This window comes from Sphingopyxis sp., assembly GCF_035250425.1.
In the GTDB taxonomy this organism is placed as follows: Bacteria; Pseudomonadota; Alphaproteobacteria; order Sphingomonadales; family Sphingomonadaceae; genus Sphingopyxis.
This window is the reverse complement of sequence record NZ_DATFFD010000277.1, coordinates 1-11,143: the sequence shown is the minus strand read 5'-3', so window position 1 is coordinate 11,143 and position 11,143 is coordinate 1. Positions and strand designations below refer to the sequence as shown.

Below are 11,143 nucleotides of genomic sequence, written 5' to 3'. Positions count from 1 at the left end.
GAAATCGCGCCCCAGATATTTCTCGATCGTCTTCGCCTTTGCGGGCGATTCCACAATTACCAATTGCATTAAAAAACTATCCCCGTCACCGGCTCTCACATGTACGCGCGAGGGTGGCGGGGATAGCTTGATTCCGTCAAGGGGGAAATGGGTAGCCCGTCGGCTGATGCCAACGAAGCCCCGAGCTCTCCGGCTTTCCGAGCGAGATTACCCGTCAATTCAAATCCGACCCTCTGCCTCGGGGGGCGGGAGTTCGATCCGGTCGATCTCCTCCAGCGGACGAGGAAACTCCGGAATAGCCCGCTTCATCTCATTCCAGTCTTCCGGCGACACAATTCCAAAACTTCCTTGGGGAAGCCATCGCTTCAGGCATTCCAAGGCCATTTTGCTATCGCGATTGGAGCGGAAATAGGCGGCCTCGCCCCCATCCGTGATGCCGCCGTTGAACCCTAAAAGCGCAACCTGACAGATTCTGGCGGCCTTGGGGATTTTCGTGCCGAAGCCTGCGATATAATCGCTTGCAGGCTTGTCGGTGTTCCAGCCCCAACTCGTCGTGCCAAAATTCATGACAATGATCGAAGGGGTGTCGGCGCTAAATGCCGGCGTAATCAGCACGGCGGCGTAGACTGGCCATTTCTTCTTCACGAGGTCACCCGTTCTGCCATTTGAAATCCGCGGGCAGGATGCACTTGCCCGCATCATATTTGCCGACGCTGCGGATAATTTCATTGTCGTCGGGCTCGATACGGCGGCCGCTGATCTGCGTGTCGATCACGCGGCGTACCAGCGCGTCGAGCCGGGTCACGAGATAGCAGTCGATCGCCGGCGGCGCGTGCGGATTGCCGACGCCGCTGTCATCGGTGAGGAACAAATAGCGCGACTGGGTCGCCGCGGCCATCGCGCGCATCGCATATTCGGCCTTGTCGGCGACCCCCGATGCCGCGACCGGGGTGATATGGATGCGCTTGGCGCGCGCCGCCTCGGCGGCAGCCCAGGTGCGTCCGAACAATTCGCCGTGCGGCGGGGCGTCGGCGACGAGCAGCATCGACTTCACCGCATCGGGGCGCCATTCCTGCGCGACGGCGCGGATCAGCGCCTGGTCCATCGCCTCGGGATAGTCGCCGCCGCCGGTCGCATATTGCGCCGCCAGCGCCCCCTGCGCGCGGGCGATGTCGCGGTCGAAGGTCACCGTGCGCGTGACATATTCGTCGCCGAGGTCGCGGTAGAAGACGAAGCCGACACGGATGTCGAGGTCGCGGTGCTTCGCGGTGATCGACGAAATGATCGCGCGCATCTCGGCCTGCAGGAAGCGGATCTCGTCGCCCATGCTGCCCGTCGTGTCGACGACGAGCATCAGGTCGAGCTTGGTCGCCTTGGCCGCGAGCTGGTTCGCCGTGAGCCCGACGGTCTGCCCGCCCGGTGCGTTGACGACGAACAGCGGCCGCGCCGCGGCGATCGGCCGCCCCGCCTTGGCCGCCGACACGGTGACCCGCTCGCTGAGGCGGTCGAGCCCGGGGAAGAAGACCGCGCTGCCGTCGGCCTGCGTCGCCATGGTGATGCTGTTGCCGTCGCTGCACGCGACTTTCACATCGGCAAAGGGCACCGGCTGGCCGTTGCGGTCGCTGACCTTGACCGTCACCACCCGCGTCGTGTCCACCCGCGGTAGCGCGCCGACGTCCTGGCCCAGGCTGCTGCGGTTGACATAGGCGGCGTAGAGTTCGGGGTTGAGCAGGTCGTCGTGCTCGCCCGCGGTGAGGATGCCCGATTGCGGCTGCGGCTGCGGATAGGGGCGCGGCGGCGGCATGCGGCTGGCAACATAGTCGGACGATGAGCCCGGAACCGGTGGCGAAGCGGCGGCGGGCGCATAGTCGGCGCTCTTGCTGGCCGCCAAGCCACCCTCGACGCGCGATCCCGTAACGACGACGGCATCGGAACCGCTCTCGCTCTCATAGACGGGCGCGGGAGGCGGAGGGGGCGGCAGCGGTGCGGGAGGCGGGGGCGCCATCGGCGCCGGTATCGCCTCGACCGCCATGTCCGCGCGGCGTTCGTCACGCTCGCGCTTGGTTGCGGGTTTGGCATAGCCGCCATTCTGCTGCTGGCGGACCTGCTGCTCGGCGTCGAGCCGCGGCAACGGGTCGGCGTTGCGGCAAAAGCCCTGCGCGGGCGTCCGTGCCGCGGCGATCGTGAGCGGCGTCGGCGCCAGCCCCGTCGCCAGCACCGCGATCATCGTCGTTCCGGTCAGAAATCGGCTGCGCATCGTCATACTCCCCGGCCATGTGATACAATATCATCAAACTCGGCGCCAGCCGCTGAACCGTGGCTGAACCACGATAAGCCGTGAAATTATTTGGGGTTGGCCGCTATGCGCGGTGTCACAGGAGCGAAATTCGCGCCCCCGCGTGGCGCGCGATGCGCCCTGCCAGCTCCATTTCGAGCAGCACCAGCTGCACCGTCGCCGCGGCGCAGCCCGACTGGCGGACCAGTTCGTCGACCGCGACCGGGGTGGGGCCGAGCAGTACGGCGATGCGGCCGCGGTCGCCTTCGCCAGCCTCGGCTATCGCGGGCACCGGCGCGAAGCCCTGCGTCGGCTCGCGCACCATGCGCTTGTCGATCGGCCCCAGCGCCTCGAGCACGTCGTCGACCGTCTGGATCAGTGTCGCGCCCTCGCGGATCAGCAGGTTACAGCCCTGCGCGCGCGGGTCGAGCGGCGAGCCCGGCACCGCCATCACCTCGCGCCCATAATCGCCCGCGCGCCGCGCGGTGATCAGCGATCCCGAGCGGGGAGCGGCTTCGATCACCACCGTTCCGTGCGCGAGCCCCGCGATGATCCGGTTGCGCGACGGGAAGTGACGCGCGAGCGGTTCGGTGCCGGGCGGCTGTTCGGCGATCAGCAGCTGGTCGCTCGCGATCTTTTCCTGCAGCGCGGCGTTTTCGGGCGGAAAGGCGATGTCGATCCCGCTGGCGATGACGCCCACCGTCGATCCGCCGAGCGCGCCGATATGCGCCGCGGTATCGACCCCGCGGGCGAGCCCGCTCACCACCGTCACGTCGCGCGCCGCCAGATCGGCCGCGAGCTGGCGGGCGAAGCGGCATGCGACGGCCGAAGCATTGCGCGCGCCGACGATCGCAACGCACGGACGCCGCAGCATCGCCGTATCGCCGCGCACGACGACGACGGGCGGCGCGCCCTCGACCTCGCGCAGCATCGGCGAATAGCCATCCTCGTCGCTGAAAATATGGCGCGCCCCCAATTGGGCCGCGCGATCCAGCTCGCGCTCCGCGACCTCGACCGGTGCGATACGGGCTTTCCCTGCCCCGCCGCGCAGAACGAGGTCCGGTAGCGCGTCGAGTGCGGCCTCACCCGACCCGAAGCGCAGCATCAGCTGATGCCAGCTCACCGGGCCGACATGCGGCGTGCGGATCAGCCGCAGCCGTGCCAGCCGCTCGGCTTGTGTCATGCTTCCCCGGCTCCTTTGGGGGCGTCCTTCTTTCCGCCGACCCGCGGCTCGGTCCCGGCACGCAGCCGCGCGATATTTTCGCGGTGGCGCCACAGAACGATGACCGCGAGCCCGGCAAGGCCGATGGCATAGACCTGATGGCCAAATGCGAGTGCGGCGAACGGCGCCGACACCGCGCCGAGCATCCCGCCGAGCGACGAGATGCGCAGCAACAGGACGGCGCCGAGCCACACGATGGCGAACACCAGCCCGATCGGCCAGGCAAGTGCGAGCGCAAGGCCCAGCAATGTCGCAACGCCCTTCCCGCCGCGGAACTTCAGCCACACCGGATAGCAATGGCCGATCATCGCCGCGGCGCCCGCGATCATTGCGGCATGGTCGCCCAGTTCGGGGACGAAATGCCGCGCGAGCAGCACCGCGACCGCGCCCTTCGCGCCGTCGAGGATCAGCGTTGCCGCCGCCAGTCCCTTGCGCCCGGTGCGCAGTACGTTGGTCGCTCCGATATTGCCCGATCCGATCTGGCGGAGGTCTCCCGCGCCGAACATGCGTGTGAGGATCACTCCGAAAGGGATCGATCCCAACAGATAACCCGCGGCAATCAGCAAATATAAAGTCATGGCGCTCCCCGCTCGCTTTGGATCAATGTGGCGCCGTTACCGGAATCAATCAATGGATTCGGCAAGAGTGGCAACCAAATTGGACGAACTCGGCGACCATTGAGTGCCCATGCCGTCGCTGCTAGGCGAAAGCCCATGAACGCTCCCGCGCCCGATGCTCCCATTCTCTTATTCGACAGCGGCCTTGGCGGGCTCACCGTGCTGGGTCCGACGCGCGCGCTGCTGCCGACCGCACCGATCGTCTACGCCGCCGATTATGCCGGATTGCCCTATGGCAAGAAGAGCAATGAGGAACTCGCGGCGCGGGTCCCCGCGCTGCTCGGACGACTCGTCGAACGCTATCAGCCGCGGCTCGCGGTCATCGCGTGCAACACCGCCTCGACGATCGCGCTGGCCCATGTCCGCGCCGCGCTCGACCTGCCGATCGTCGGCACGGTGCCGGCGATCAAGCCTGCGGCCGAGCTGACCAAAAGCGGCGTGATCGGCGTGCTTGGCACCGAAGCGACGGTACGCCAGCCCTATGTCGACGACCTCAGCGCCAGGTTCGCCGCGGGCAAGACCGTGCTGCGCCACGGCAGCCCCGGCCTCGTCACCGGCGCTGAGGCGAAGCTGCGTGGCGAGGCGGTCGATCCCGACACGATCGCGCGCGCGATTGCGGGCCTGCGCGACCAGCCCGGGGGCGACCGGATCGACGTGATCGTCCTTGCCTGCACGCATTTTCCACTGTTGCAGGACGAATTGCAGGCCGCGGCAGGTTCCGGGGTGACCCTTATCGACGGCGCCGCGGGCATCGCACGGCGCATCGCTTATCTGACCGAAGGCCAGCCCTGGCCCGCCGCGGCCGCCCCCGGCATCGCGGTCTTCACGCGCAGCGACGACCGCCCGCCGCCGCCGCTCGCCGCGCTGACCCCCTATGGCATCGGGTCGATCGAGACGATCTGATAGGACAATTTGTCCCATGAATTGCGAATCGTTCGCACTGGATTTCAGCCGGAATCGGCGTTATTGGCCCGCCTGTTAACAGCCGCCGGAGGGAGCGGCTCAACAGCTGCACTAGCACCTGACTGCGGGGCTGAAACGTGAACTATAACGATATTTTCGCCCGGGCGATCGACCGGCTCCACGAAGAAGGGCGCTACCGCGTCTTCATCGACATCCTGCGCAACCGCGGGTCTTTCCCCAATGCGCGCTGCTTTGCCGGTCACAACGGGCCGAAGCCGATTACCGTCTGGTGCTCGAACGACTATCTCGCGATGGGCCAGCATCCCAAGGTCATCGAGGCGATGGAAGGCGCGCTGCACGACGTCGGCGCGGGTTCGGGCGGCACGCGCAACATTGGCGGCAACACCCATTATCACATCGATCTCGAGCATGAACTTGCCGACCTCCACGGCAAAGACGGCGCGCTGCTGTTCACCTCGGGCTATATCTCGAACGAGGCGACGCTCGGCACGCTCGGCAAGCTGCTGCCGAACTGCATCATCTATTCAGACGAGCTCAACCACGCGTCGATGATCGCGGGCATCCGCAATTCGGGCTGTGAAAAGCGCGTGTGGCGCCACAACGACCTGGCGCATCTGGAAGAACTGCTCGCCGCCGACGATTCCGGGGCGGCGAAGCTGATCGCGTTCGAGAGCGTTTATTCGATGGACGGCGACGTCGCCCCGATCCACGCGATCTGCGACCTCGCCGACAAATATAACGCCCTCACCTATTGCGACGAAGTCCACGCCGTCGGCATGTACGGCCCGCGCGGCGGCGGAATTTCGGATCGCGACGAAGCCGCCGACCGCATCACCATCATTGAAGGAACGCTGGGCAAGGCGTTCGGCGTGATGGGCGGCTATATCGCCGCCGACAAGAATATCATCGACGTGATCCGCTCTTACGCGCCGGGCTTCATCTTCACGACCAGCCTGTCGCCGGTGCTCGTCGCCGGCGTGCTCGCGAGCGTGCGCCACCTGAAATCGTCGAGCGTCGAGCGCGACGCGCAGCAGGAAGCCGCAGCGTACCTCAAGCAATGCTTCCGCGACGCGGGCCTGCCGGTGATGGATTCGACGACGCACATCGTCCCGCTGATGGTCGGCGACCCGGTGCGCGCGAAGAAGATCAGCGATATCCTGCTCGCCGAATATGGCGTCTATGTGCAGCCGATCAATTTCCCGACCGTGCCGCGCGGCACCGAACGCCTGCGTTTCACTCCGGGGCCGGCGCATGACGAGGCGATGATGCGTGAGTTGACGAGCGCGCTCGTCGAGATCTGGGACCGGCTCGAACTGCAGCTTCAGAAGGCGGCGTGACGGGCGCGCCCGGTTTTGATGACGTCGTCGTTGGACGCCGCTCGATCCGCGGCTTCCTCGACAAGCCCGTTTCGAAAGCACTGATCGCCGAGATACTCGAGGTCGCGATGCGCGCGCCCTCGTCGTTCAACAACCAGTGCTGGAATTTCTCGGTCGTCACCGGCGAACCGCTCGCGGCGATCCGGCAGGGCAACACCGAAGGCATCCTCGCGGGCAAGCCCGATAGCCGCGAGTTCCGCCGCTTCGACGGCATCGCCGACAATCATCGCGGCCGCCAGATCGAGATCGCCAAGCAATTGTTCGGCGCAATGGGCATAGCGCGCGACGACAAGGATGCGCGGCAGGACTGGGTCCTGCGCGGTTTCCGCCAGTTCGACGCACCGGTCAGCATCGTCGTAACCTATGACCGCGTGCTGCTCGGCAGCGACATCGCGCCCTTCGATTGCGGCGCGGTCACCAACGCGCTGGTCAATGCCGCCTGGTCGCGCGGGCTCGGCTGCGTGATCAACAGCCAGGGCATCATGCAAAGCCCCGTGGTGCGCGAACATGCGCGCATCCCCGACGATCAGGTCATCATGATCTGCGTCGCGATGGGCTGGCCCGACGCCGATTTTCCGGCCAATGCGGTGGTGTCGAACCGCAAGGGCGTCGACGAGGCGGTGCGGTTCGTCGGTTTCGACGAGTGATCGCTGGTTGAATGCCCTTTAACCTGCTCGACATGCTGGGCATTGTCGCCGACGCAGGGAGCGGCGTTCCGGAAAACCAGCGGGAGCGTATCGGCTGCCTGTTGGGCTTGGCTGTGACAATCCCGGTGGGCCTCATTCTGCTTCTCGTTTCGTTTATTTGAGCCGTCCGTATCATTCCCGTCGTTTGCGAGCGCTGCCTGCCCCTTCGACAAGGTTGGGGCAACTCGATAATATGGTTCGCGACTCTGCTCCCCCGATCACGAAAGATTGTCATGCCGTCACAGCGTTATAGCTATACCGCCATCACGCTTCACTGGCTCATCGCGCTGCTGCTCACATTCCAGATCGCGCTCGGCTGGGCGCTGGAGGGAAACAACAGCCCCGAATTGTTCGCGCGATACCAACTCCACAAGTCGATCGGCATCACGATCCTGCTGCTCAGCCTCGCCCGCCTTGCCGCTCGCCTGTTCACAGCCCGTCCACCCGCGTCCGACGGCCCGGCATGGACGCGGTCGCTCGCGAGCACCGTCCACTGGCTCTTCTATCTGGTGATGATCATCGGCCCCCTCACGGGATGGCTCCTTGTTTCAACTGCGCGCGTTCAGATCCCGACCTTGCTTTACGGCCTCGTCCCCTGGCCGCACCTGCCCGTTGGTAGGAGCTGGCACGAGCCTGCGGAAGCGATCCACGGCGCCATGGCGTGGCTCGCGATCGGACTGTTCGCGTTCCATGTCGCGGGCGCGTTGCGCCACCAGTGGCTGCTCGGCAAGCCCGAACTCCAGCGGATGATCCCTTTTTCGCGCGGCAAGGCGGCGGGCGCCGCCATCGGCGCGCTGGCGCTCGTCGGCGCCGCCTTTGTCGCCGGCCAGACGATCTATCCCGAACGGGCGCGGTCCGCCGTGGAAAAAGCGTCGCCGCCTGTGGTCGCCCCGACAACGCGAGCAATCGTTCCCGCGACGAAGGATGACGAAACCACCCCGATCGATGCAGCGGAGGAAGCGCCCGAAGATACGGCCCAGCCGCTCGCCGACTGGACGGTGGCGTCGGGCGGGCGGCTCGGCTTTACGGCGCGCTGGAATGGTGAGGCGGTCGATGGCCGGTTCGATCGCTGGCGCGCCGCGATCCGCTTCAGTCCCGACGAGCTCGCCAAATCGACGATAAGCGTCACGGTCGACCTCGCTTCGACCGACACGGGCGACGGACAGCGCGACGATTCGCTGAAGAGCAGCGATTTCTTCGATGTCGGCGCGCACCCGAGCGCGGTTTTTACCGCGCGTGACATCCGCCACCTCGGCGGGGACAGATATGAGGCGCGCGGCACGCTCGACCTGCGCGGCGCCAGCAAGCCCGCGACGCTGCGCTTCACGCTGCGTATCGACGGCGACCGCGCGCGCGTGGCCGGAACCGCGCGCATCGACCGCACCGCCTTCGGCGTCGGTCAGGGCGAATGGGCGGCAACCGACGCGATCGCTGCCGCGGTGGATATCGCCTTTTCCTTTAACGCGACGCGCCCGGCATCCTGATCGATCACGATGAGGGGCGCATCATGCCCCAGAAATGCGGGCCGCCGGGGACGTCCCATTGGGCTTGCGTAACAAACCCCAGCCGCTCGTAGAGCGGTACATTTTCGGGCGTCGCGGTCTCGAGCCAGCAAGGCAGCCCTTCGGCATCGGCAACCGTGGTTTGCGCGCGGATGATCCGCCCGCCATGCCCCTTGCCCTGATGTCCGGGGCGGACGCCGACATAATGGAGATACCAGAAACGCCCTTTCGGACGGTGTGCATCGATGCTTCCCTGCACCTTCAAGCCGCGCGGCAAGGCGGTGCCGAAGGTCGCGACGAGCGGGATGACGGTGCGCAGGAATTCGGCCGTACCGCTATGCGCCTGTCCCGGCGCGCGCCAAAGCGCGGCCGCCTCGTCGCCCGGCGAACGCAGCGCGATCCCGGCACGGACGTCGGCGGGGACGAGGGTCCGAAACAGGCCGCGGAGCGCGCGGGCGCGATGATTGGGATTGGGCAGAATCCACGACAGCGCAGGGTCGCTCTGGAACGCCTGCGCGAGTGTTTCGACAAGCGCCGGTCGGTCAATTGCCTTTGCGAACACTATCTGATCCATGCCGCCGCTCCCTCCGCCATTCCCGCGAAAACGGGAACCCAGAAGCAACGTCGGACTGGGTTCCCGCTTTCGCGGGAATGGCGATATTTGATTGGTCGCTCAGATCAATCGCGGCAATAGCCTTCACCTGCCTTCACGATCAGGCATTCCTTCTTGCCGGCCAGATATTTGAGGCCGGTTTCGTCGCCGCTCGCGCGGGTGAGCGACAATTTATCGGTGCCGCGCGTGAACTGGATGCCATGTTCACTGTCCTGGCCGTCATACGTCCCCTTGGTGTCGAGGTCCGACTGCATTTCGAGCTTGTACTTGCCGGGTTCGGCGGTGGTGATCGTAACGTACATGCCCTCGACCCCGGTCCATTTGCCCGCCCAGCTCGCGAAGCGATGTGACGCGGTCGCGGGATCGGTGGCTTCGGCGCCTTCGGGCGGCGCGGTTTCGACCGGAACCTCGGTGGTCGTCGCATCGGTCGGCGCAGGCGCAGGCGCCTCGGCCTTTTCGCAGCCGGCCAACAGTATCAGCGCCGCCGCGCTCGCCAAAATTGCACTTTTCTGCATCATGCTTCTCCTTTCCCGTCCAAACGCATGCCGGCGGATAAGTTTCCGCCAGTCTATTCGGTGATGATTTCCGCGAACTTCAGCGGGTCAACATTGCCGCCCGACAGCGTGACGAGCGTCGCGTCGGTCAGCGGCACCTTGCCCGCGAGCACCGCCGCGAGCGCCGCGGCGCCGCCGGGCTCGACGACGAGGTGCAATTTCTCGAACACCGTGCGCATCGCGTGGCGCACCTCGCTGCGCGTCACAACGACGCCGCGCACCCCGCGCGCCTGCAGCACCGCGAAGTTGATCGGCCAGGTTTCGGGGGTCTGGAGCGCGTCGCACTCGGTTGGATAGGACAAATCCTCGACAGACAGGATTTCGCCCGCGGCGAGGCTGCGCGTCACATCGTCCCAGCCTTCGGGTTCGACCGCGATGATCTCGGCATCGGGAAGCGCAAGCGCGAGCCCCGCAGACAGGCCGCCACCGCCGCAGCAGGCAACGACCTTGTCGGGACCGGCGATCCCGCGCGTCGCGAGCTGGGCATGCGCCTCGATCCCCGCGCTGCCCTGCCCCTCGATAATCCACGGGTCGCCATAGGCGTGCACCAGCGTCCCGCCGCGCTCCTTGAGCAGCTTCGCCGCCACCGCATCGCGCGATTCGGTCACACGGTCGTAGAGGACGACCTCGGCGCCCAGCGCGCGCGTTGCCGCGAGCTTCATCTGCGGCGCATTGCTCGGCATCACGATCGTCGCCTTGATCCCGAGCCGTTTCGCCGCCCAGGCGACGCCCTGCGCGTGATTGCCGCTCGACACGCCGACGACGCCCGCAGCCGCCTGTTCGGGCGTCAGGTCGGTCAGCCGGTGCCAGGCGCCGCGGATCTTGAACGCGCCGACGGGCTGCAGGCACTCGGCCTTGCACCACACGGTCTTGCCGTCGACTTCGAGCGGCAACAGCGGGGTTTGGGGGAGCAATGCAGCGACTTTCGCCGCGGCGCGTTCGACACCCGCGAGCGTGGGTGCGCGGTTCGGGTTGAGCATGGGATCGGGGCTTTGCTGTGTCATGGCTTCGTCCTATAGGGCCGGGCATACAAGACAAGCCGCATAGACAGGCGCAGGAGATTTTTCGATGAGCAAGGTTCTGGTGATCGGCGCAGGCGGCGTCGGTTCGGTCGCGGTGCATAAGATGGCCCAAGTGCATCAGGGGAACCCCGACATTTTTCCCGACATCACGCTGGCCAGCCGCCGCAAGTTCAAGTGCGACGCGATCGCCGAATCGGTGAAGGCGCGCACCGGCGTCACGATCAAGACCGCCGAGGTCGATGCCGACCATATCGACGCGACCGCGGCGCTGATCCGCTCGATCGGCGCGACGCATGTCGTGAACCTCGCGCTCCCCTATCAGGATCTCACGATCATGGAGGCGTGCCTGTCG

The 11,143-nt window shown here is 66.3% G+C and carries 13 protein-coding genes; 6 read left to right on the top strand and 7 right to left on the bottom strand.

Annotated features, from left to right (window positions below):
* Window positions 1-219: 219 nt before the first annotated feature.
* The 4 genes from VJ811_RS16815 to plsY form a co-directional block, all read right to left on the bottom strand.
* Window positions 220-645, bottom strand: coding sequence for a hypothetical protein (locus VJ811_RS16815; protein WP_324074495.1), 426 nt, complete (start codon window positions 643-645; stop codon window positions 220-222).
* 4 nt (window positions 646-649) lie between these two features.
* The gene (locus tag VJ811_RS16810) at window positions 650-2,257 is read right to left on the bottom strand and encodes a vWA domain-containing protein (RefSeq protein WP_324074493.1); all 1,608 of its coding nucleotides are present in this window, start codon (window positions 2,255-2,257) and stop codon (window positions 650-652) included.
* Window positions 2,258-2,372: 115 nt separating this feature from the next.
* Window positions 2,373-3,458 carry a DNA-processing protein DprA gene (gene dprA, locus VJ811_RS16805; RefSeq protein WP_324074491.1) on the bottom strand — a complete coding sequence of 362 codons (1,086 nt, stop codon included), beginning with the start codon at window positions 3,456-3,458 and terminating at the stop codon, window positions 2,373-2,375.
* Complete coding sequence (gene plsY, locus VJ811_RS16800) at window positions 3,455-4,075, bottom strand: glycerol-3-phosphate 1-O-acyltransferase PlsY (protein ID WP_324074490.1); 621 nt, start codon at window positions 4,073-4,075, stop codon at window positions 3,455-3,457. The genes dprA and plsY overlap by 4 nt, the downstream gene beginning before the upstream one ends.
* A 135-nt stretch (window positions 4,076-4,210) precedes the next feature.
* On the opposite strand from plsY, the gene murI reads away from it, so the two are divergent.
* From murI to VJ811_RS16775, 5 genes are all read left to right on the top strand, one after another.
* Window positions 4,211-5,017 (top strand): glutamate racemase, encoded by an 807-nt coding sequence (murI, locus tag VJ811_RS16795; RefSeq protein WP_324074487.1) that lies wholly within the window; start codon window positions 4,211-4,213, stop codon window positions 5,015-5,017.
* Window positions 5,018-5,154: 137 nt separating this feature from the next.
* Window positions 5,155-6,375: a 5-aminolevulinate synthase gene (hemA, locus tag VJ811_RS16790; RefSeq protein ID WP_324074485.1), complete on the top strand. Its 1,221-nt coding sequence runs from the start codon at window positions 5,155-5,157 to the stop codon at window positions 6,373-6,375.
* The gene (locus tag VJ811_RS16785) at window positions 6,372-7,061 is read left to right on the top strand and encodes a nitroreductase family protein (RefSeq protein WP_324074484.1); all 690 of its coding nucleotides are present in this window, start codon (window positions 6,372-6,374) and stop codon (window positions 7,059-7,061) included. Before hemA ends, VJ811_RS16785 begins: the two co-directional genes overlap by 4 nt.
* Before the next feature lie 11 nt (window positions 7,062-7,072).
* Entirely contained in the window at window positions 7,073-7,222 is a 150-nt protein-coding gene (locus tag VJ811_RS16780; protein ID WP_324074482.1) for a hypothetical protein, read from the top strand.
* A 111-nt stretch (window positions 7,223-7,333) separates the two neighbouring features.
* A complete protein-coding gene (locus tag VJ811_RS16775; RefSeq protein ID WP_324074480.1) occupies window positions 7,334-8,584 on the top strand; it encodes a YceI family protein in 1,251 nt (416 codons plus the stop codon).
* A 4-nt stretch (window positions 8,585-8,588) separates the two neighbouring features.
* Here the strand turns inward: VJ811_RS16775 and VJ811_RS16770 are convergent, their stop codons facing one another.
* From VJ811_RS16770 to VJ811_RS16760, 3 genes are all read right to left on the bottom strand, one after another.
* Complete coding sequence (locus tag VJ811_RS16770; protein WP_324074478.1) at window positions 8,589-9,176, bottom strand: GNAT family N-acetyltransferase; 588 nt, start codon at window positions 9,174-9,176, stop codon at window positions 8,589-8,591.
* A 104-nt stretch (window positions 9,177-9,280) separates the two neighbouring features.
* The gene (locus VJ811_RS16765; RefSeq protein ID WP_324074477.1) at window positions 9,281-9,733 is read right to left on the bottom strand and encodes a hypothetical protein; all 453 of its coding nucleotides are present in this window, start codon (window positions 9,731-9,733) and stop codon (window positions 9,281-9,283) included.
* A 50-nt stretch (window positions 9,734-9,783) separates the two neighbouring features.
* Window positions 9,784-10,773: a threonine ammonia-lyase gene (locus VJ811_RS16760; RefSeq protein ID WP_324074475.1), complete on the bottom strand. Its 990-nt coding sequence runs from the start codon at window positions 10,771-10,773 to the stop codon at window positions 9,784-9,786.
* 64 nt (window positions 10,774-10,837) lie between these two features.
* Here VJ811_RS16760 and VJ811_RS16755 point away from each other — a divergent pair.
* Window positions 10,838-11,143 (top strand): saccharopine dehydrogenase NADP-binding domain-containing protein (locus VJ811_RS16755; RefSeq protein ID WP_324074473.1); only part of this gene is annotated, 306 nt, incomplete at its 3' end.

Bases quoted from the DNA above. Each gene is read 5' to 3' on its own strand.
- VJ811_RS16810 (WP_324074493.1), bottom strand. From the start codon at position 2,257: ATGCGCAGCCGATTTCTGACCGGAACGACGATGATCGCGGTGCTGGCG.
- dprA (WP_324074491.1), bottom strand. From the start codon at position 3,458: ATGACACAAGCCGAGCGGCTGGCACGGCTGCGGCTGATCCGCACGCCG.
- plsY (WP_324074490.1), bottom strand. From the start codon at position 4,075: ATGACTTTATATTTGCTGATTGCCGCGGGTTATCTGTTGGGATCGATC.
- murI (WP_324074487.1), top strand. From the start codon at position 4,211: ATGAACGCTCCCGCGCCCGATGCTCCCATTCTCTTATTCGACAGCGGC.
- VJ811_RS16780 (WP_324074482.1), top strand. From the start codon at position 7,073: ATGCCCTTTAACCTGCTCGACATGCTGGGCATTGTCGCCGACGCAGGG.
- VJ811_RS16775 (WP_324074480.1), top strand. From the start codon at position 7,334: ATGCCGTCACAGCGTTATAGCTATACCGCCATCACGCTTCACTGGCTC.
- VJ811_RS16770 (WP_324074478.1), bottom strand. From the start codon at position 9,176: ATGGATCAGATAGTGTTCGCAAAGGCAATTGACCGACCGGCGCTTGTC.
- VJ811_RS16765 (WP_324074477.1), bottom strand. From the start codon at position 9,733: ATGATGCAGAAAAGTGCAATTTTGGCGAGCGCGGCGGCGCTGATACTG.
- VJ811_RS16760 (WP_324074475.1), bottom strand. From the start codon at position 10,773: ATGACACAGCAAAGCCCCGATCCCATGCTCAACCCGAACCGCGCACCC.